At 65.7% G+C, this 20,508-nt stretch carries 22 protein-coding genes; 12 read left to right on the forward strand and 10 right to left on the reverse strand.

The features are described 5' to 3' along the window. Nucleotides 1–55: 55 nt before the first annotated feature. From Ga0609869_RS08040 to mdh, 5 genes are all read right to left on the reverse strand, one after another. Complete coding sequence (locus Ga0609869_RS08040; protein ID WP_125408578.1) at nt 56–589, reverse strand: DUF805 domain-containing protein; 534 nt, start codon at nt 587–589, stop codon at nt 56–58. 26 nt (nt 590–615) lie between these two features. Then, complete coding sequence (sucD, locus tag Ga0609869_RS08045; protein WP_125408579.1) at nt 616–1,497, reverse strand: succinate--CoA ligase subunit alpha; 882 nt, start codon at nt 1,495–1,497, stop codon at nt 616–618. Beyond that, a complete protein-coding gene (locus Ga0609869_RS08050; RefSeq protein ID WP_125408580.1) occupies nt 1,497–1,958 on the reverse strand; it encodes a hypothetical protein in 462 nt (153 codons plus the stop codon). Before Ga0609869_RS08050 ends, sucD begins: the two co-directional genes overlap by 1 nt. 5 nt (nt 1,959–1,963) lie before the next feature. After that, nucleotides 1,964–3,157 (reverse strand): ADP-forming succinate--CoA ligase subunit beta, encoded by a 1,194-nt coding sequence (gene sucC / locus Ga0609869_RS08055; protein ID WP_125408581.1) that lies wholly within the window; start codon nt 3,155–3,157, stop codon nt 1,964–1,966. A 219-nt stretch (nt 3,158–3,376) separates the two neighbouring features. Next, nucleotides 3,377–4,339, reverse strand: coding sequence for a malate dehydrogenase (gene mdh, locus Ga0609869_RS08060; RefSeq protein ID WP_125408582.1), 963 nt, complete (start codon nt 4,337–4,339; stop codon nt 3,377–3,379). Between the two features lie 158 nt (nt 4,340–4,497). Here mdh and Ga0609869_RS08065 point away from each other — a divergent pair, with 158 nt between their 5' ends. The 10 genes from Ga0609869_RS08065 to Ga0609869_RS08110 all read left to right on the forward strand — a co-directional run bounded on the left by Ga0609869_RS08065 (nt 4,498) and on the right by Ga0609869_RS08110 (nt 12,416). Continuing rightward, entirely contained in the window at nt 4,498–5,253 is a 756-nt protein-coding gene (locus Ga0609869_RS08065; protein ID WP_125408583.1) for a sulfite exporter TauE/SafE family protein, read from the forward strand. Nucleotides 5,254–5,343: 90 nt separating this feature from the next. Beyond that, the gene (locus Ga0609869_RS08070) at nt 5,344–6,204 is read left to right on the forward strand and encodes an HpcH/HpaI aldolase/citrate lyase family protein (protein WP_125408584.1); all 861 of its coding nucleotides are present in this window, start codon (nt 5,344–5,346) and stop codon (nt 6,202–6,204) included. Continuing rightward, nucleotides 6,201–6,761 carry an NnrU family protein gene (locus Ga0609869_RS08075; RefSeq protein ID WP_125408585.1) on the forward strand — a complete coding sequence of 187 codons (561 nt, stop codon included), beginning with the start codon at nt 6,201–6,203 and terminating at the stop codon, nt 6,759–6,761. The genes Ga0609869_RS08070 and Ga0609869_RS08075 overlap by 4 nt, the downstream gene beginning before the upstream one ends. A 4-nt stretch (nt 6,762–6,765) precedes the next feature. Continuing rightward, the gene (locus Ga0609869_RS08080) at nt 6,766–6,969 is read left to right on the forward strand and encodes a DUF1737 domain-containing protein (RefSeq protein ID WP_125408586.1); all 204 of its coding nucleotides are present in this window, start codon (nt 6,766–6,768) and stop codon (nt 6,967–6,969) included. Nucleotides 6,970–6,972: 3 nt separating this feature from the next. Beyond that, nucleotides 6,973–8,007: a MaoC family dehydratase gene (locus Ga0609869_RS08085; RefSeq protein ID WP_125408587.1), complete on the forward strand. Its 1,035-nt coding sequence runs from the start codon at nt 6,973–6,975 to the stop codon at nt 8,005–8,007. 170 nt (nt 8,008–8,177) lie between these two features. Then, nucleotides 8,178–8,561 (forward strand): succinate dehydrogenase, cytochrome b556 subunit, encoded by a 384-nt coding sequence (sdhC, locus tag Ga0609869_RS08090; protein ID WP_125408588.1) that lies wholly within the window; start codon nt 8,178–8,180, stop codon nt 8,559–8,561. A 12-nt stretch (nt 8,562–8,573) separates the two neighbouring features. Then, nucleotides 8,574–8,945: a succinate dehydrogenase, hydrophobic membrane anchor protein gene (locus Ga0609869_RS08095; protein ID WP_125408589.1), complete on the forward strand. Its 372-nt coding sequence runs from the start codon at nt 8,574–8,576 to the stop codon at nt 8,943–8,945. A 21-nt stretch (nt 8,946–8,966) separates the two neighbouring features. After that, nucleotides 8,967–10,772 (forward strand): succinate dehydrogenase flavoprotein subunit, encoded by a 1,806-nt coding sequence (sdhA, locus tag Ga0609869_RS08100; RefSeq protein ID WP_125408590.1) that lies wholly within the window; start codon nt 8,967–8,969, stop codon nt 10,770–10,772. 10 nt (nt 10,773–10,782) lie between these two features. Then, nucleotides 10,783–11,562 (forward strand): succinate dehydrogenase iron-sulfur subunit, encoded by a 780-nt coding sequence (locus Ga0609869_RS08105; protein ID WP_125408591.1) that lies wholly within the window; start codon nt 10,783–10,785, stop codon nt 11,560–11,562. A gap of 14 nt (nt 11,563–11,576) precedes the next feature. Then, on the forward strand, nt 11,577–12,416 hold the full coding sequence (locus Ga0609869_RS08110) for an urea carboxylase-associated family protein (protein WP_125408592.1): 840 nt from the start codon (nt 11,577–11,579) through the stop codon (nt 12,414–12,416). Between the two features lie 3 nt (nt 12,417–12,419). Here Ga0609869_RS08110 and deoD read toward each other — a convergent pair whose 3' ends face one another. The 5 genes from deoD to Ga0609869_RS08135 form a co-directional block, all read right to left on the reverse strand. Then, entirely contained in the window at nt 12,420–13,124 is a 705-nt protein-coding gene (gene deoD, locus Ga0609869_RS08115; protein WP_125408593.1) for a purine-nucleoside phosphorylase, read from the reverse strand. A gap of 9 nt (nt 13,125–13,133) precedes the next feature. Further along, nucleotides 13,134–13,442, reverse strand: a complete 309-nt coding sequence (locus tag Ga0609869_RS08120; protein WP_125408594.1) for an H-NS histone family protein — start codon at nt 13,440–13,442, stop codon at nt 13,134–13,136. 177 nt (nt 13,443–13,619) lie between these two features. Beyond that, the gene (locus Ga0609869_RS08125) at nt 13,620–15,587 is read right to left on the reverse strand and encodes a protein meaA (RefSeq protein WP_125408595.1); all 1,968 of its coding nucleotides are present in this window, start codon (nt 15,585–15,587) and stop codon (nt 13,620–13,622) included. A gap of 146 nt (nt 15,588–15,733) precedes the next feature. Beyond that, entirely contained in the window at nt 15,734–16,300 is a 567-nt protein-coding gene (locus Ga0609869_RS08130; RefSeq protein ID WP_170168882.1) for a VPLPA-CTERM sorting domain-containing protein, read from the reverse strand. A 290-nt stretch (nt 16,301–16,590) separates the two neighbouring features. Beyond that, nucleotides 16,591–17,118 (reverse strand): VPLPA-CTERM sorting domain-containing protein, encoded by a 528-nt coding sequence (locus Ga0609869_RS08135; RefSeq protein WP_245972425.1) that lies wholly within the window; start codon nt 17,116–17,118, stop codon nt 16,591–16,593. 374 nt (nt 17,119–17,492) lie between these two features. Between Ga0609869_RS08135 and ccrA the strand changes: the two genes are divergently transcribed. Both ccrA and Ga0609869_RS08145 read left to right on the forward strand, forming a co-directional pair. After that, nucleotides 17,493–18,785, forward strand: a complete 1,293-nt coding sequence (gene ccrA, locus Ga0609869_RS08140; protein ID WP_125408598.1) for a crotonyl-CoA carboxylase/reductase — start codon at nt 17,493–17,495, stop codon at nt 18,783–18,785. Between the two features lie 40 nt (nt 18,786–18,825). Further along, nucleotides 18,826–20,358 carry an ATP-dependent DNA helicase gene (locus Ga0609869_RS08145; protein ID WP_125408599.1) on the forward strand — a complete coding sequence of 511 codons (1,533 nt, stop codon included), beginning with the start codon at nt 18,826–18,828 and terminating at the stop codon, nt 20,356–20,358. The last annotated feature ends 150 nt before the right edge of the window (nt 20,359–20,508 follow it).

Here is a 20,508-nt window from a genome sequence, read left to right on the forward strand (position 1 = left end):
AAAATGCGGGCGCGGTGGCTGGGCCATCGTCGGTTATGCAGACGGGTCGGGCGGGTCAGCTCCATGGCGCGGCCCTCTGCGGGTTGGGTCCGTATTCGTTGCTGCCCGGCTGCGAGGGGCGGGTCAGCCACCATAAAACCAGCAGCGGCGAGACCAGGAACACCAGCCCGGCCACCAGCAGGACCAGCCCGGCGATCGAGCCGACCACCGCCTCGGCGCTGCCCGAGATCAGCGGGTCGAACCCGCCGACAAAGGCGGCGAAACTGCCGATGCCGAGCATGACGATCAGCGGGTAAAGCAGGTAGAAACCGGACCGTCCGCTGTCATGCATCCGCCGCCAGCCGGCGGAGAGGCCGGGTATGAAGGTGGCCAGCGCAAACAGCCCCCCCAGCGGTCCGTTCGAGCGGATCTCGGTCGCGCCGTCGGTTTCGACCACGGTGGTGCCGAACAGCGACGCGTCGAGGCCGCCCAGGACGAGGCTGCCGACAAACACGAACAGCGCGAACCACCAGTATTCGGGGCGGCTGGCCCGCCCCGAAAAGGTGAAATACTTCCTGAAACAGGTCTTTACGGCATTGCCGAAGCCCATGTTCCCTCCCTTGGCGACCGGTTTCCCTAGCCGATCGCCTTCAACACAGCCTGGCCCAGTTCGGCCGGGCTGTCGGCGACCACGATGCCCGCCGCTTTCATTGCCTCGATCTTGTCCTCGGCGCCGCCCTTGCCGCCGGCGACGATGGCGCCGGCGTGGCCCATGCGCCGGCCCGGGGGCGCTGTGCGGCCGGCGATAAAGCCCGCCGTGGGTTTCCTGCGGCCCTTCTTGGCCTCGTCGGCGAGGAACTGCGCGGCCTCTTCCTCGGCCGAGCCGCCGATTTCGCCGATCATGATGATCGACTGGGTTTCATCGTCGGCGAGGAACCATTCCAGCACGTCGATATGTTCCGTCCCCTTGATCGGGTCGCCGCCGATGCCCACGCAGGTCGACTGGCCAAGGCCGACATCGGTGGTCTGCTTGACGGCCTCGTAGGTCAGGGTGCCCGAGCGCGAGACGACGCCGACCGAACCGCGCTTGTGGATGTGGCCGGGCATGATGCCGATCTTGCAGGCCTCGGGGGTGATGACGCCGGGGCAGTTGGGGCCGACAAGGACCGATTTCGTCCCTTCCAGCGCGCGCTTGACGGTCATCATGTCCATGACCGGGATGCCCTCGGTGATGCAGACGATCAGCGGGATCTCGGCGTCGATCGCTTCGAGGATCGAGTCGGCGGCGAAGGGGGGCGGCACGTAGATGACGGACGCGTTCGCCCCGGTCTTTTGCACCGCCTCGTGGCAAGAGTTGAAGACCGGCAGGTCCAGGTGCGTCTGGCCCCCTTTGCCCGGCGTCACGCCGCCGACCATCTGCGTGCCATAGGCGATGGCCTGTTCGGAGTGGAAGGTGCCCTGCGAGCCGGTGAAGCCCTGGCAGATGACCTTGGTGTTTTCGTCTACGAGGACAGCCATTAGCTTCTCTCTTTCTCGAAATGGTACAGGTTCAGCCAGTCTGCGGCATCTTCAGAGAGCGCATGAACCGGCTGGCCCGTCGTGTTTCTTCTGATTTCGGCAACATCTTGCAAAATGGAGAAAACGCCCCTCAATGCCGGATTGTCACGTTCCGGCAGGTGGTATTTTTTTGGGTGAGCGAAGCGATCGAGATTCTTCAATGACAATGGTGCGGACACCTTTACGCCATCGAACCGGATGGTGAGTCGCACCGACTTTTCAACCGGCGTCGCATCAACCAGCATACCTCTGGCGACCATGCCTCCGACCGCACCGAGAATAGAGCCGTTCTCAACGAACACAAAGACGGGGTCGCTTTGCGCGAACTCGCCCACCACGTGATTGTGGTTGGATGTAAGCGTCAATTCTTCGTCGGTTCTCGGAAGTTTTGAGAGCTCGTTGGTCTTAAAAGTGTACGGCATTCGCTCTAGCCTTTCACCGCCTTCACGATCTTCTCGGCGGCATCGCTCAAGTCGTCCGCCGCGATCACGTCGAGGCCCGAGCCGTTGATGATCTCCTTGCCCTTCTCGACATTGGTGCCTTCCAGCCGCACCACCAGCGGCACCTTCAGGCCGACCTCTTTCACGGCCGCCACCACGCCCTCGGCGATCACGTCGCAGCGCATGATGCCGCCGAAGATGTTCACGAGGATGCCCTTCACGTTCTCGTCGCTCGTGATGATCTTGAACGCCTCGGTCACCTTCTCCTTGGTGGCGCCGCCGCCCACATCGAGGAAGTTGGCGGGTTCGGACCCGTAAAGCTTGATGATGTCCATCGTCGCCATCGCCAGCCCGGCGCCGTTGACCATGCAGCCGATCTCGCCATCGAGCGCGATGTAGTTCAGGTCATACTTGCTGGCCTGCAACTCCTTGGGGTCTTCCTCGGTCTCGTCGCGCAGGGCGAGGATGTCGTCGTTGCGGTAAAGCGCGTTCGAGTCAAAGCCCATCTTGGCGTCGAGGCATTTCAGGTTGCCCGCTTCGGTGACGATCAGCGGGTTGATCTCCAGCATCTCGCAGTCCTTCTCGATGAAGCACTTGTAGAGCTGGCTCATCAGCTTGACGCATTGCTTGACCTGCTGGCCTTCGAGGCCCAGCGCAAAGGCGATACGCCGGCCGTGGAAACCCTGGTAGCCGGTGACCGGGTCGACCGAGAAGGAAAGGATCCGCTCGGGCGTCTTGGCGGCGACGTCTTCGATATCCATGCCGCCCTCGGTCGAGCAGACGAACGCGACGCGGCTGGTCTGCCGGTCGACCAGCAGCGCAAGGTAAAGCTCGCGCGCGATGTCCGAGCCGTCCTCGATATAGACGCGGCCGACCTGCTTGCCCGCGGGGCCGGTCTGGTGCGTGACAAGGGTGCGGCCGAGCATCTTTCTGGCCTCTTCGGCGGCCTCGCCCACCGATTTGGCAAGGCGCACGCCGCCCTTTTCGCCGGCCTCGGCCTCTTTGAACTGGCCCTTGCCGCGGCCGCCGGCGTGGATCTGCGCCTTGACGACCCAGAGCGGGCCGTCAAGCTCGCCGGCGATGCTCTTGGCCTCTTCGGCGCGGGTCACGACGTGGCCGTCGGACACCGGGGCGCCGTAGCTGCGCAAGAGCGCCTTGGCCTGGTACTCATGGATATTCATCAAGCTGTCCCATGTGGTTCCGGTTTCGGCCTGCTTGGCACAGCGGCCTGTGCGGCGAAACGTCTTTCTGCCGCAAGACGCCTGGAACGGCGGGATTTCTGCAATTTGTGATCACGGCTGGAAATCGTGTGATCACAAAGCGCCCATATCGGGGCGCGGGGCTGCGAAAGAAAAGGCCGGTCCCGAAGGGCCGGCCCGGTCGTCTAGCGTTCAGCGCCCTCAGGCAAGCGAGTCGTCGATGCCCTTGCAGGCCTCGACGAGGCCCCGCACGGCGTCGACCGATTTGTCGAACATCGCCTGCTCGTCTTTCGCAAGGGTGATGTCGATCACTTTTTCGATGCCGTTCGCGCCGATCACCGTGGGAACGCCCACGTAAAGCCCGTTGAGCCCGAGCGCGCCGTCGCACCATGCCGCGCAGGGCAGAACCCGGCGCTGGTCCTTGAGGTAGGACTCGGCCATCTCGATGGCCGAGGTGGCCGGCGCGTAATAGGCAGAGCCGGTCTTGAGCAGGCCGACGATCTCGGCGCCGCCGTCGCGGGTGCGCTGTACGATCGCGTCCAGCTTGTCCTGGCTGGTCCAGCCCATCTTGACCAGGTCGGGCAGCGGGATGCCGCCCACGGTCGAGTAGCGCGTCAGCGGCACCATCGTGTCGCCGTGCCCGCCGAGCACGAACGCGGTGACGTCCTTCATCGACACGTCGAATTCCAGGCTCAGGAAATGGCGGAACCGCGCGCTGTCGAGCACGCCGGCCATGCCGACCACCTTTTCGGGCGGCAGGCCGGAATATTGCTGCAGCGCCCAGACCATCGCGTCCAGCGGGTTGGTGATGCAGATCACGAAAGCGTTCGGCGCGTTGTCGCGGATGCCCTCGCCCACGGATTTCATGACCTTGAGGTTGATGCCGAGCAGGTCGTCGCGGCTCATCCCCGGCTTGCGCGGCACGCCTGCGGTCACGATGCAGACATCTGCGCCGGCGATATCGGCATAGTCGGTGGTGCCCTTCAGGCTGGCGTCGAAGCCTTCCGAGGGGCCGGATTCCGCGATGTCGAGTGCCTTGCCCTGCGGCACGCCGTCGGCGATGTCGAACAGAACGACGTCGCCCAGCTCCTTGAGCGCGACGAGATGGGCAAGCGTGCCGCCGATCTGTCCGGCGCCGATGAGGGCGATCTTGGGTCTGGCCATGAGGTATGTCCCTGACTGGTTTTTTGGTGGGCGTTGCGTAGTCCTTCCCCGCCGTCCGCGCAAGAGCGCCGCGCCGCAGCGGGGTCGGCCCTGTCGCTTTCCTTTGCCTGGCGTATCGACTAAGGCTTTGGCTATCGAAGATTTTCCGGGGCAGACCGGTGGAGCTGACCGACGCGACCTTCTGGGCCCTTGCAATTCCCGCGGTGATTTTCGCCGGGGTTTCGAAAGCCGGATTCGGATCGGGCGCCGCCTTTGCCGCGACACCGATTCTGGCGCTGGTGGTCGATCCGGCCACGGCGCTTGGGGTGATGCTGCCGCTGTTGATGCTGGTCGATCTGGCCACACTGAGGCCCTATTGGGGGCAATGGCACATGCCCTCTGTCCGGCTGATCGCGCTGGGCGCGCTGCCCGGCGTGGCGCTGGGCGCGGGGCTTTACGAGGTGGCGCCGGCCGATCTGTTCCGGTTTCTCATCGGCGCCGTGGCGGTCGGCTTCGTCGCGTTCCAGATGGCCGTGCGGCTGCGCCTGCTGCGGTACCGGGCCGAGCCGTTTTCGCGCGAGGCGGGGCTGGTTGCCGGGCTTCTGGCGGGGTTCACCAGCTTTATCAGCCACGCGGGCGGGCCGCCGGTGGCGATCTACCTGCTGGCGCAGGGCATGGGCAAGACCACCTACCAGGCCAGCACGGTGCTGATCTTCTGGCTGGTCAACATCTACAAGTTCGTGCCCTACGCGCTGCTTGGCATCTTCACCGGGGCAACGCTGCGCGCGGACCTGCTGCTGGCGCCCTTCGCGCTCTTGGGGGCCTGGCTGGGGGTGCGGGCGCATCGCCTGGTGCCCGAGGGGCTGTTTTTCGCCATCACCTACGTTCTGTTGACCGTCACCGGGACCAAGCTGATCTGGGATTCGCTGAGCTGAGCCCGTTTTCTGCGGTGCGGCAGAATAGGGGTTGCGCAATATGTCCGGCCTGTGATCGTTTGCGCAACAAAATGACCCCCAGGAGGAATCATGGATCCGCGCGCCCGCCCGTACCGTTCCGTTCTCTACATCCCCGGCTCGAAACAGCGCGCGCTGGAAAAGGCCAAGACGCTGGCCGTGGACGCGATCATCTTCGATCTCGAGGACGCGGTGGCGGTGGATGAAAAGCCCGCGGCGCGTGCGTTGCTGGCCGAGACGCTGACCGCCGGCGGGTATGGCAAGCGGGCGCGGATCGTGCGGGTCAACGGGCTGGATACCGAATGGGGCCGCGACGACGTGGCGGCGCTGGCCGGGGTCGGCCCCGATGCGCTGCTGCTGCCCAAGGTGGAAAGCCCCGAACAACTGGACGCGCTTGCCGCCCTCGCCCCCGGTGTGCCGCTCTGGGCGATGATGGAAACGCCGCGCGGCATCCTCAACGCCGCTGCGATTGCCGCGCATCCGCAACTGGCGGGTTTCGTGATGGGCACCAACGACCTGGCCAAGGAACTCGGCTGCCGCTTTCGCGCCGACCGGATGCCGCTGCTCGCCAGCCTCGGCCATTGCCTGCTGGCCGCCCGCGCGGAGGGGATCGTGGCCGTCGACGGCGTCTATAACGCGTTCAAGGACGAGGACGGCCTGAAGGCCGAATGCGACCAGGGCCGCGACATGGGCTTTGACGGCAAGACGCTGATCCACCCCGCCCAGGTTGCTGCCGCCAACGCCGCCTTCGCCCCCGCCGAGGCCGAGATCGACCTCGCCCGCCGGCAGATTTCCGCCTTTGAAGAGGCCGAGGCCGCCGGTCAGGGCGTGGCCGTGGTGGATGGTCGTATTGTGGAAAATCTGCATATCATTACAGCGAGGGAAACGCTCGCCAAGGCGGCGGCGATTGCAGATTTGGAGGCGGAGACATGATCTGGCTGATTCTGGGCGTTCTGCTCTGGAGCGCGGCGCATCTGTTCAAACGGCTGGCCCCCGGCGCCCATGGTCGCCTGGTCGGCACGATCGGCGAAGGCGGCACCAAGGGGGTGGTCGCGGTGGCGATCGTGGCCTCGATCGTACTGATGGTGGTCGGCTACCGCATGGCCGACACGCCCACGCTTTGGGGGCGGACCGCGGCGATGACCGGGTTCAACAACCTTCTCGTGCTCTTTGCCTTCTATCTCTACGCGGCCTCGGGCGCGAAGACGCGCATCACGCGCATCATCCGGCACCCGCAGCTTATCGGCTTCAAGACGTGGGCAGTGGCGCACCTGCTGGTCAACGGCGATGTCGCGTCGATCGTGCTGTTTGGCGGGCTTCTGGCCTGGGGCGTGGCCGAGATGGCGCTGATCAACCGCGCCGAGCCCAACTGGACGCCGCCGCCGCGCCCGCCGGCGAAGAAGGAACTGGTCGCCGTGGCCGGCGGGATCGTGGTGTTCGGCGTCGTGGCGCTCTTGCACACGCTGCTGGGCTACAACCCCTTCGGATGAGCCGATGCGCGCTTACCGTTTGCTGACGGGTGAGGACGATTCCGCCTTTTGCCACAAGGTATCCGAGGCGCTGGCCAGGGGCTGGGTCCTGCATGGCGACCCGGCCTATGCCTACGACGCGGGCAGCGGCCGGATGCGCTGTGCCCAGGCCGTGGTCAAGGATGTAGAGGGCGCCTACGCGCCCGATATCAAGCTGGGAGATCTATAGAGTATGGCCAAGACCAATCCGGGCCGGTTTTTCGAAGACTACGCGCTGGGGCAGGTGATTGCGCACGCGGTGCCGCGCACGGTGTCGGGCGGCGAGCGGGCGCTCTACCACGCGCTCTACCCGGCGCGGCACGCGCTTTTTTCCTCCGATGCGTTCGCCCAGGGCTGCGGCTTGCCGGCCGCACCGCTCGATGACCTGATCGCGTTTCACACCGTCTTCGGCAAGACGGTCCCGGACATCTCGCTGAACGCGGTGGCCAATCTCGGCTATGCCGAGGGGCGCTGGCACCGCCCGGTCTGGCCCGGCGATACGCTGCGCTCCGAATCCGAGGTGATCGGGCTCAAGCAGAACTCGAACGGCACGTCGGGCGTGGTCTGGGTGCGCACAAGGGGGCTGAACCAGACGGGCGAGACGGTGCTCGACTACGTGCGCTGGGTGATGGTGCGCAAGCGCGACCTCGACGCCCCGGCGCCCGTGACGGCGATACCGGACCTGGCCAAGGCCGTGGCGGCGGACGACCTGGTGGTGCCGCCGGCGCTGAGTTTCAGCGGTTACGATTTCACGCTGGCGGGCGAGCCGCACCGTTGGGGCGATTACGAACTTGGCGAGGTGATCGACCATGTCGACGGCGTCACCGTCGAAGAGGCCGAGCACATGCTGGCCACGCGGCTGTGGCAGAACACCGCCAAGGTGCATTTCGACGCCACCTTCCGCGACGACGGCAAGCGGCTGATCTATGGCGGCCATGTCATCAGCCTGGCCCGCGCGCTGTCGTTCAACGGGCTGGCCAACGCGCAGATGATTGTCGGGCTCAACGGGGGCGCGCATGCCAACCCCTGCTTCGCGGGCGATACCGTCAAGGCATGGTCCGAGGTTCTGGACAAGGCCGAAACCGGCGCGCCGGGCGTGGGCGCGATCCGGCTGCGGCTGGTCGCGGTCAAGGCAGGCGGCCAGCCGGGCGCGCTGAAGGGCGAGGACGGCAAGTACCTGCCCGAGGTCCTGCTCGATCTCGACTATTGGGCGCTGATGCCGCTTTGATCGCGGGGGTGGAATTGTGATCACTTGCTGCTATCTGGTGATCACAAAACACCGTTTTTTCGCTGCGACTGCGAAAAAACGGCGCTGTTAGCGCCGCCAAGCCGTGACAGCGGGCGAAAAAACGTTATCACATGCGGCCAGCCCGCGACGTAGCATCCGAGAGGCACATCATGGCTGACGTGAACCGGGGAGACCGGCCGCTTTCCCCCCATCTGCAAATCTACCGTCCCCAGATCACCTCGGTGACCTCGATCCTGACGCGCATCACCGGCAATTCGCTGATTGTGGGCAGCATCCTGATCGTCTGGTGGTTCCTCGCGGCCGCCAAGGGGCCGGAGGCATTCGCGCGGGCCGACTGGGTGCTGACCTCTTGGATCGGCGATCTGATCATGTTCGGGTCGCTCTGGGCGCTCTGGTACCACACGCTGGCGGGCATCCGGCACCTGATCTGGGATTCGGGCCGCGGGCTGGAACTGGAGACCGCCGAAAAGCTGGGCTGGATCGTCATCATCGGGTCGGCCGTTCTCACGGTCCTGACCGTGATCGTCGTCTGAGGGGGGGAAGCGATGCGTTTCATCACCGACCGCAAGCGCGCCGTGGGGCTGGGCGCGGCCAAGACAGGGACCATGGAGCATTGGACCACGACGATCAGTTCGGTTGCCCTGATCGGGCTGATGCCGGTTTTCGTGCTGATCGTGGGCTCGTCGCTGGGCAGCAGCCACGAAGACGTTGTGGCGACCTTTTCACGCCCGTTCCCGGCGCTGGTGGTCATCCTGACATTCTGGGTCGGCTTCGGCCACTTCCGCCGCGGCGTGCAGATCATGATCGAGGATTACGCCAGCGGCGTCACTCGCAAGGCCTTGCTGATCCTGATGATCAGCATCAGCTACACCGCCATGGCGGCCGGGCTTTACGCCGTTGTCCGCCTCGCCCTCTGAGCTACTGGAGAGACCACCTAGATGGCCGCTTACGAATACGAGACGCACGAATACGACGTGGTGGTGGTGGGCGCCGGGGGCTCGGGCCTGCGGGCGACGCTGGGCATGGCCGAGCAGGGCTTGCGCACCGCATGCGTGACCAAGGTCTTTCCGACCCGCAGCCACACGGTGGCCGCCCAGGGCGGCATCGCGGCGTCGCTGGGCAACATGGGGCCCGACCACTGGCAATGGCACATGTACGACACCGTCAAGGGGTCTGACTGGCTGGGCGACACCGACGCGATGGAATACCTCGCCCGCGAGGCGCCCAAGGCAGTCTACGAGTTGGAACATTACGGCGTGCCGTTTTCACGCACCGAAGAAGGGCGCATCTACCAGCGCCCCTTCGGCGGGCACACGACCGAGTTCGGCGAGGGCCCGCCGGTGCAGCGCACCTGCGCCGCCGCCGACCGCACCGGTCACGCGATCCTGCACACGCTTTACGGCCAGAGCCTCAAGCAGAAGGCCGAGTTCTTCATCGAATACTTCGCCATCGACCTGATCATGTCCGAGGACGGGCAGTGCCAGGGCGTGCTGGCGTGGAAGCTGGATGACGGCACGCTGCATGTCTTCGCCGCCAAGATGGTGGTGCTGGCCACCGGTGGCTACGGGCGCGCCTATTTCAGCGCGACCTCGGCGCATACCTGCACCGGCGACGGTGGCGGCATGGTGGCGCGCGCGGGCCTGCCGCTGCAGGACATGGAATTCGTGCAGTTCCACCCCACCGGCATCTACGGCGCGGGCTGCCTGATCACCGAGGGTGCGCGCGGCGAGGGCGGTTACCTGACCAATTCCGAGGGCGAGCGGTTCATGGAACGCTACGCGCCGACCTACAAGGACCTCGCCTCGCGCGACGTGGTTTCGCGCTGCATGACGATGGAGATCCGCGAAGGGCGCGGCGTGGGTGAGGGCAAGGATCACATCCACCTGAACCTCAGCCACCTGCCGCCCGACACGCTGGCCGAGCGCCTGCCCGGCATCTCGGAATCGGCGCGCATCTTCGCCGGCGTCGACGTCACGAAGGAGCCGATCCCGGTGCTGCCGACGGTGCATTACAACATGGGCGGCATCCCGACGAATTACTGGGGCGAGGTGCTGAACCCCACGCCAGACCACCCCGACCGGGTGGCGCCCGGCCTGATGGCCGTGGGCGAGGCGGGCTGTGCCTCGGTGCATGGGGCCAACCGGCTGGGGTCGAATTCGCTGATCGACCTGGTGGTCTTCGGCCGCGCCGCGGCGATCCGTGCCAAGGACGTGGTCGACCCCGAAACGGCCGTGCCCACGCCAAACGCGGCCTCGATCCAGCAGTCGCTGGACCGGTTCGACGGGCTGCGCCACGCCGCGGGCCACGTGCCGACCGCCGAGCTGCGGCTGGAGATGCAAAAGACCATGCAGGCCGACGCGGCGGTCTTCCGCACCGACAAGACGCTGGCCGACGGCTGCGCCAAGATGGCCGAGGTCGCCGGCAAGATGGGCGACATCAAGGTCACCGACCGCTCGCTGATCTGGAACTCCGACCTGATGGAAACGCTGGAGCTGACCAACCTGATGCCCAGCGCGCTGGCCACCGTCGTCAGCGCCGAGGCGCGCAAGGAAAGCCGTGGGGCGCACGCACACGAGGACTACCCCGACCGCGACGACGACAACTGGCGCAAGCACACGCTCTCTTGGATCGAGGGCGCGGAGGTAAAGCTCGCCTACCGGCCGGTGCACCTGGAGCCGCTGTCCCCTGCCGAAAAGGGCGGGATCGACCTGAAAAAGATCGCGCCCAAGGCGCGGGTCTACTGAGGAGGCGACGATGGTTCAACTGACGCTCCCCAAGAACTCGGTCGTCAAGACCGGCAAGACCTGGCCCGAGCCCAAGGGCGCCACCAATGTGCGCAAGTTCCAGATCTACCGCTGGAACCCCGACACCGGCGAAAACCCCCGGGTCGACACCTATTTCGTCGATCTCGACACCTGCGGGCCGATGGTTCTGGATGCGCTGATCAAGATCAAGAACGAGATCGACCCGACGCTGACCTTCCGCCGGTCGTGCCGCGAAGGCATCTGCGGATCGTGCGCGATGAATATCGACGGGATCAACACGCTGGCCTGCACCTACGGCATGGACGAGATCAAGGGCACGGTGAAGATCTACCCGTTGCCGCACATGCCCGTGGTCAAGGACCTGATCCCCGACCTGACCATGTTTTACGCCCAGCACGCCTCGATCATGCCGTGGCTGGAGACCGAGACGAACGCACCCGCCAAGGAATGGCGCCAGTCCATCGAAGACCGCAAAAAGCTGGACGGGCTCTATGAATGCGTGATGTGCGCCTCCTGCTCGGCCGCGTGCCCCAGCTATTGGTGGAACGGCGACAAATATCTCGGGCCCGCCGCGCTGCTGCACGCCTATCGCTGGATCATCGACAGCCGCGACGAGGCGACGGGCGAACGCCTGGACCAGCTTGAAGACCCTTTCAAGCTCTACCGCTGCCACACGATCATGAACTGCACCAAGACCTGCCCCAAGGGCCTCAACCCGGCCAAGGCGATCGCGCAGATCAAGAAGATGATGCTCGAGCGCGCCGTCTAGGCCCGGAGGGCGTCATGTCTGCACCCGAGGATGCCGCCGCCCGCCGCGCCGCGCCGCCGGTGATCGCCTATCCGCCCGAGACGCTGCCGGGGCCCGACCTGGCGCTTTACCGGGCGGCGCGCGCGGCGGCCGCAAAGGTGGCCGAAACCGTCGTGCCGCCCCGCGACGCGCGGACCTTCCGCGTCGCGGCCGGGCAGTTTTTTCGCATCACCTGCAGCGACGGCCCCCAGGTCGGCGACCTGAACCTCTGGGCGGCGCAGGATTTGTCTGAACGGTTCTTTTCAGGCAAGACCCGGGCGCTGCATGGCACGCATCTGGATCTGGGCGACAGGATGTGGTCTTGCTTTCCCCATCTGCGCCCGATGGCGACGATCACCGAAGATACGCTGGGCTGGTACGGCTACGACGCGGACGGGGCCGGGGTGCATGACGTGATCGGCACCCGCTGCGACCCCTATACCCATCGCCTGCTGGCGGGCAGCGATTACGACAGGTGCTGTCATTCCAACCTGACCCGGGCGCTGTCGGCCGAGACCGGGCTGCCGCGCGCCGAGGCCGAGGCTCATGTCCACGACGTGCTGAACGTCTTCATGTGCACGGGGTTTACCCGCGACAGCCACCGCTATTTCACCAAGCCCAGCCCCGTGCGCCCCGGCGACCACATCGAGGCATTCGCCGAGATCGACCTGCTGGGCGCGCTGTCGGCCTGTCCCTGGGGCGACTGCGGCACCAACAGCCCGCAGAGCGCGACCTGTCATCCGCTTCTGGTCGAGGTCTTCGCGCCGGCACCGGGGGCGCTGGACGGGTGGCAGCCGCCCGCGCCCAACGGCTATGCCGGCCATCACGGCGCCTGACCGTCAGGACAGAGCGGCCTCGAGCGCGATCTCGACCATGGCGGCAAAGCCCGTTTCCCGCTCTTGAGAGGACATCGCGGCGCCGGTCAGCAGGTGGTCCGACACGGTCAGCACCGACAGCGCCCGCGCCCCATGCCGCGCGGCGAGGGTGTAAAGCTCGGCGGTTTCCATCTCGACGGCGAGGATGCCGTGGCGGGTCATCGCCTCGTTCAGGTCGGGACGTTCGTCGTAGAACGCGTCGGAGGAATAGATGCCGCCGACATGCACCGGCCGGCCACGCGACACGGCCGCCCGATGGGCCGCCTCCAACAGCCCCCAATCGGCGCAGGGGGCGAAGTTGAGCTCGCGGAAAATGCCGGACGAGGGGGTGGACAGCGTCGAGGCCGTCATCGCCAGCACCAGGTCGTGCAGCGCCACCTCGCGCTGCATCGCCCCGGTCGAGCCGATGCGGATCAGCGTTTTGACGCCGTAATCGCGGATCAGTTCGTTGACGTATATCGACAGCGACGGCATGCCCATGCCGGTGCCGTGGATGGTGATGCGCTGGCCCTGCCAGGTGCCGGTATAGCCCAGCATACCCCGCACGCGGTTTACGCAGGCCGGACGGTCCAGAAACGTTTCGGCGGCCCATTTCGCGCGCATCGGATCGCCGGGCAAAAGAACCGTCTCGGCGATCTCACCCGGTTGGGCGCCAATATGTATCGACATCGGCGCCGGTCAGATCTCGAAATCGCTCATCGGGCGCCCGGCCTCGATTGCGTCCTTGATCCAGCGGGGCTGACGCCCGCGGCCGGTCCAGGTCTGCTTAGGGTCTTCGGGGTTGCGGTATTTCGGCGGCGAGGTTTTCTTGGGTTTCTTGCCGTCGGTCAGTTCATCGAGGGAAAAGCCGAATTGGCGCGCCGCCTCTTCTGCCGCTTTTCGGGCGTCATCTTTGCGCCGAACTTCGAGCCGGGCAATTGCCTTGTCGATGTTCTTGCGCAGTTTTTCCAGTTCCTTGAGCGACATGGAGTCGAGGTCTACAGCCATTAATTCTCTCCTTGTTTTGGTTCTACATTTACCAAGGGATAAAAAAGATCAATTGAAATCGTAACTCTGGCAAGAAACCGGAGTTACGATTTTTCGATCGAGTGACAATGAGAGGTAAAAATTCGCGCAAAAGGACCACCAAATTCCTTTTGCTTTCGCAAAGGTGGAATTGGCGGCTTATTCCGCCGCGACCGGTGCTGGTGCAATCAGGCCCACGATATCGAACATGATGCGATTCAGTTCGAAATCCTTGGGCGTATATACCTTGGCCACACCCAGCGCGCGCAGCCTTTCGGCATCGTCCTCGGGGATGATGCCGCCGACCACCACGGGGATATGGGCCAGCCCGGCCGCCTGCAGGCGCTGCATCAGCTCCTCGATCAGCGGCATGTGGCTGCCCGACAGGATCGACAGGCCCAGCACGTCGGCGCCCTGCTCTTGCGCCGCGGCGACGATCTCGGCCGGGGTCAGGCGGATGCCTTCGTAGGTGATGTCCATGCCGCAGTCGCGGGCGCGGGCGGCGATCTGCTCGGCGCCGTTGGAATGGCCGTCGAGCCCCGGCTTGCCGACCAGGAATTTCGGCTTGCGCCCGAGGCGCGAGGCCAGCGCGTCGACGGCGGTCCGGATCTCGTCCAGCCCCTCGGTGCGGTTCGAGGGGCTGGCGGACACACCGGTGGGCGCACGGTATTGCCCGTGCACGCCGCGCACCACGTCGCCCCATTCGCCGGTGGTCACGCCGGCCTTGGCCGCCGCGATGGAGGGCGGCATGATATTGGCGCCCGTCGTGGCGGCCTCGCGCAGCGCGGCGAGTGCGGCCTTGACGGCGGCCTCGTCACGCCCGGCGCGCCAGGCCTCCAGCCGCGCGATCTGGTCGGCCTCGGCCTCGGGGTCGGCCATCATGATGGCCTCGTCCCCGGCGGTCAGCGGCGAGGACTCGCCCTCGGTCCAGCGGTTGACGCCGACGACGACCGTCTCGCCGTTTTCCACCCGCGCGATCCGCTCTGCGTTGCTTTCCACCAGCCGCGATTTCATGTGTTCGATGGCTGCCACCGCGCCGCCCATCGTGTCGATCTGCGCCAGTTCCGCCCGCGCCCCCTCTTTCAGCGCCTCCACCCTGGCGGTCACCGCCGGGTTGCCGTCGAAGAGGTCTTCGTATTCCAGAAGGTCGGTCTCGTAGGCCAGGATCTGCTGCATCCTGAGCGACCATTGCTGGTCCCACGGGCGCGGCAGGCCCAGCGCCTCGTTCCAGGCGGGCAATTGCACGGCGCGGGCGCGGGCGTTTTTCGAAAGCGTCACCGCCAGCATCTCGATCAGGATGCGGTAGACGTTGTTTTCCGGCTGCTGCTCGGTCAGGCCGAGAGAGTTGACCTGCACGCCGTAGCGGAAGCGGCGGAATTTCGCGTCTTCGACACCATAGCGCTCGCGGCAGATCTCATCCCACAGCTCGACGAAGGCGCGCATCTTGCAAAGTTCGGTCACAAAGCGGATGCCCGCGTTCACGAAAAAGGAAATCCGCCCCACCATCGCCGGGAAATCCTCTTCGGCCACCTTGCCCTTGAGGTCGTCCAGCACGGCGGTGGCGGTGGCCAGCGCATAGGCCAACTCTTGCTCGGGCGTCGCGCCGGCCTCTTGCAGGTGGTAGGAACACACGTTCATCGGGTTCCATTTCGGCAGGTGCTCGCGGGTATAGGCCGCGACGTCGGTTATCATCCTGAGCGATGGCTTGGGCGGGCAGATATAGGTGCCGCGGCTGAGGTATTCCTTGATGATGTCGTTCTGCACGGTGCCCTGCAGTTTCGACACATCGGCGCCCTGTTCCTCGGCGACGGCGATGTAAAGCGCCAGCAGCCAGGGTGCCGGTGCATTGATCGTCATCGAGGTGTTCATCTGCTCCAGCGGGATCTGGTCGAACAAAAGCCGCATGTCGCCCAGATGCGCCACCGGGACGCCCACCTTGCCGACCTCGCCGCGCGCCAGTTCGTGGTCGCTGTCATACCCGGTCTGGGTGGGCAGGTCGAAGGCCACCGAAAGACCCGTCTGCCCCCGGGCGAGGTTGGACCGGTAAAGCGCGTTCGATGCCGTGGCCGTGGAATGGCCGGCATAGGTGCGAAACAGCCAGGGGCGGTCTTTGGGGGCGTTTGACATGGCAGACCTCTCGATTTCGCCGCAATATAATTGCGTGCCCCGGGCAGTATCGGGAATCATCGGTCCCTGTCAATGTGCTGCGGCGCGGCGAAAACGAAAGCGGCCGCCAGGGGCGGCCGCTTCGCATTGTCTTTCGGGCGATGGCGTCAGGCCGAACGCTTGCGGCGGGCCAGCCCAAGGGCGCCCAGGGCGCCAATCAGCAAAACGCCGCCTGCGGGAAGCGGAATGGCCGACGTTTCATAGGACAGGTTATCGGCGAAGATCGCGCCGATGTCGTCTCCGTTCGTTCCGAACACCGCGTAGGCGATCCCGGCCGCCGAGAGCGACAGCGTGTTCATCTCGTCAGAACTGCCGGGGCGGAGGAAATCGACGTAGCCCAGCGAGCTATCGCCAGAGTCGAAGATCTCGAGAAAGACGTTGTCGGAGTCGGACGGAGCGAAATCGCCGAGATCGACCGAGACGGACGACACGAGCGACGAGAAGTCGGCGCGCGCCTGCGAGAAGGTGCCGGGCGTCTGCAGAAGCAAGCTGTCACTGCCTTCAGGAGATGCTGACACGGAACATGTCGCGCTGCCGAGCGTGGAGATGGTGACGATGTCACCGCCACTGCAGTCGCCGACCGTGTCGAAGTCGAGCACCGCGGCAGACGAAGCACCTGCGGCGGCCGCCATCATGATACCTGCGATGCCGGAAGCAATATAACGCATTTTCATCATAGTTTCCTTTCGTTTCAATACTAACTGGAAATCACGCGAACACACGTTGAAACCTTAAGTTAGCGAGATCACGTGTCAAGGTTATCGTGAGGTCGAGACGGCGATACCGGGATCCGGTCCGACGAAAGCTCATCAAGTGGGCAAACGCGATCGCTTGGGCGCGCGAAAACGTCCACCTTATCGGGAAGCGACGGGTCTCAGGGTATCCTACCAATGTGCCGCGGCGCGGCGAAAACGTAAGCGGCCGCCCGGGGCGGCCGCTTCGCATTGTCTCTCGGGCGATGGCGTCAGGCGGAACGCTTGCGGCGAGCCAGCCCAAGGGCGGCCATGGCACCAATCAGCAGGACGCCACCGGCCGGCAGCGGCACTTCGGACGGACGCGCCGGCGAGATATTCAGCCACGATCCGCCGGAGACCCCCACGGTCTGGGTCAGGTCGAACGTATGCGATCCTGCGTCCAGCGTGATGGCGGCGATGGCTTCGAAGTAATCGCCCGGCGCGCCAAACGCGGCGGCGCCGTTGGCATTGCCGTCGCCGCCCTGGATCGCATCCCAGGCAACCACGCCGCCGTTCACCACCAGATCCCACTCGTCGAAGTCGCTGCAGCAATCCTCGACATGGAAATCGAGGGTCGATCGGGTGCCCAGCGTTATTTCCAGGGTGTCGTCGCCGCTGAACGTCGCGCTGGAGCCGACACCGCCAAAATTGAACACGAAATCGGTAAGTCCGGTGTTCGGGTCAACCCCCAGGGCCGAGGCCGGAACCGCAGCGATCGACGCCACGGCGACGCCAAGCGCAAGTGCAAACTTCTTCATTTTCATTTCCTTCCTATGATGACCAGGGCCGGACAAAAAAACCGTCGATCCGACTGGTTACGCATGCCGCAGGTCGTTGCAGAATCCCCCCCAGCCTACACACGTTCTAAAAAGTTAGCATAAACCCCGCCCTGACGCTACGGAAACTCGGAAGCGCGGGCTTTGCGGGGACCTGAGGGTCCCGCAAAGCGAACGGACAGCAGACAAGCGCGATCACGCCGCGACGCAGCGCGCGCCCGTCTTTTTAGGGTCATAAAATTACCCATTCGGCCCTGTTTATCATTGCAAAGTTGCGCGCAGACTTCTATCTCACCGGGAAGCGCCGGGCGATTCTGCGCTGCGGCAAACCATTCTGACCGACCATGGAGGCCCCGATGGCACTCGACACCAACCCGTCCGTCGTCCCCTACGAGGCGCCCGAGAAAGAGCTATACGAAGTGGGCGAGATGCCGCCGCTCGGGTTCGTGCCGCCCAAGATGTACGCCTGGGCGATCCGGCGCGAGCGGCATGGCGAGCCTGACAAGAGCTTTCAGGTCGAGGTGGTGGAAACCCCCGTGATCGACAGCCACGAGGTGCTGGTGCTGGTTATGGCCGCCGGCGTCAACTATAACGGCGTCTGGGCCGGGCTCGGCGTGCCGATCTCGCCCTTCGACGGCCATGGCGCGCCCTATCATATCGCCGGCTCGGATGCCTCGGGCATCGTCTGGGCTGTCGGTGACAAGGTGAAAACCTGGAAGGTGGGCGACGAGGTCGTGATCCACTGCAACCAGGATGACGGCGACGACGAGGAATGCAACGGCGGCGATCCGATGTTCTCGCCCTCGCAGCGGATCTGGGGATACGAGACGCCCGATGGCAGCTTTGCCCAGTTCACCCGCGTCCAGGCGCAGCAGCTCTTGCCGCGGCCCAAGCACCTGACCTGGGAGGAATCGGCCTGTTACACGCTGACGCTGGCCACCGCCTACCGGATGCTCTTCGGCCACCATCCGCATGAGCTGAAGCCGGGGCAGAACGTGCTGGTCTGGGGGGCCTCGGGGGGGCTGGGCTCCTACGCGATCCAGCTGATCAACACCGCCGGGGCCAACGCCATCGGCGTGATTTCCGACGAGGACAAGCGCGAGTTCGTTATGAATCTCGGCGCCAAGGGCGTGATCAACCGCAAAGACTTCAAATGCTGGGGCCAGCTGCCCAAGGTGAACACGCCCGAATACAAGGAGTGGTTCACCGAGGCGCGCAAGTTCGGCAAGGCGATCTGGGAGGTCACCGGCAAGGGCGTGAATGTCGACATGGTGTTCGAGCATCCCGGCGAGTCGACCTTCCCGATCTCGACCTTCGTGGTCAAGCGCGGCGGCATGGTGGTGATCTGCGCCGGCACCACCGGGTTCAACCTGACGATGGATGCGCGCTATGTCTGGATGCACCAGAAGCGCATCCAGGGTAGCCACTTCGCGCATCTCAAGCAGGCGGCCGCGGCCAACCGGCTGATGGTGCAGCGCCGGCTCGACCCCTGCATGTCCGAGGTGTTCCCCTGGGCCGAAATACCGGCCGCGCATCTGAAGATGCTGCGCAACGAACACAAGCCGGGTAATATGGCGGTGCTGGTGCAGGCGCCGCTCACCGGGCTGCGCACCTTCGAGGACGTGCTCGAGGCCGGGTCCGCGGCCTGAGTGCTGGCGCCGGGCAGGGCGGGGCGATAGGCTCCGCCCCATGACCCTGACCGCGCTGACATTTTCCGACGATCAGGCCGAGGCCCATGACCGCGTGGCAGAGCTGCTGCGCGGCCAGGGCGTCGATCTCGACAACGCAAGGCTGACCCCGCGCACCGAGGGCAAGGCCGGGGTGCTGGCGATTACCGGCAAGGCGGGCTCGGGCAAGACGCTGCTCCTGGCGGAGCTGGTCAAGGCGCTGGGCGAGGCCGGCGTCGCAACCGTTTCGGGCGACTACGAGGGGCGCCGGCGCAAGGATCGGCGCACGCTGGCGGTGCTGGCCCCCACCAACAAGGCGGCCAGCGTCCTGCGTCAGCGCGGCGTGCCGGCGACCACGATCCACCGGATCATCTACACGCCCGTCTACGACCCCGAATACGAAAAGATCGCCGAATGGCTGGCCGGCGAGGGCGAGCGGCCCGAGGTCGAGGGGCTGACCGAGGCCGCGCTCGACCGGGCCTTCGCCTATTACCAGGGCAACAAGTCGATTCCCGGCGCGCTGGCCGCGGCTGGGCTGAAGGGCAGCGATTTCATCCTCGGCTGGAAGCGGCGCGAGGAACCGCTGGATATCGGCTTCGTCGACGAGGCCTCGATGCTGGACGCGCGCCAGTACGAGGATCTGCAAGAGATCTTTCCGACGCTGGTGATGTTCGGCGACCCGGCGCAACTGGCGCCGGTGAACCAGTCGGGCGAGATGGTCTTTGACGGTCTGCCCGAGGCGCAAAAGCTGACGCTGCACCGGATCCACCGGCAGGCCGCCGACAACCCGATCCTCGATCTCGCCCACGCGCTGGCCGACCCCGAGCTTGGCTTCGAGGATTTCGAAAGGCAGATCGAGGCGGCCGCGGCGCGCGACGATCGTATCGTGGTCGCGGGGCGGGTCGATTCCGACCTGATGGCGCGCTCGCCGGTGCTGGTCTGGCGCAATGCGACGCGCATCCGGCTGATCCACGCCTTCCGCGCCGCCCATGGCGCGCCCGCAACCGAGCTGCTGCCGGGTGAGCCGCTGATCTGCGACGGCATCGAACTGCCGCTCAAGTACCGCAAGAAACGGCTCGACCTGGAGGCGCGGGGGCTGATCAAGGGGGCGCAGGTGATCTATCTGGGCCCCGGCCGGCGCCCGGGGTTTACCCGGTTGCACGTGATCGGTGCGGAAGAGCCGCAGGTCTCGGCCGCCTCGATCATCAAGATCGAGATGCCCGGCGAGGACGAGCCCTTTATCCCCCAGGCCGCAAACATGGGGGCGGCCTTCCTGCACGGGGCGGCGGTGACCATCCATAAGGCGCAGGGGTCGCAATGGGACACGGTGCAGGTCTTTGCGCCCGACCTCTACGCCGCGGCGCGGGCGGGCCGGGTCGAGGCGGGGCAGCCCCTGTGGAAGCGGCTGGCCTATGTGGCGATCACGCGCGCGGAATCGCGGCTGATCTGGATCACGCGCTACCGCCTGGGCCGGCCCCGGCAGGCGCTTGGCACCGGCGACCTGGCCGCGCCCGCCGCGCCACTGACGCTGACCGCCGAAGAGCCCGCGCCCTGAACCGGGCCACTCGGCCCGGCCATCAACCTATCGCCGGTCGGTGGCGCTGGGCGGGCGCGCCGGGCCCGAACAAAGCGCTGGAAAACAAGTCGCGCGTCGAGCTGTGGGAAAACGACCTTGCCGACACCATCACCTGCAAAGGGTGACGCG

Source organism: Rhodovulum iodosum (assembly GCF_041020385.1).
GTDB lineage: Bacteria > Pseudomonadota > Alphaproteobacteria > Rhodobacterales > Rhodobacteraceae > Rhodovulum > Rhodovulum iodosum.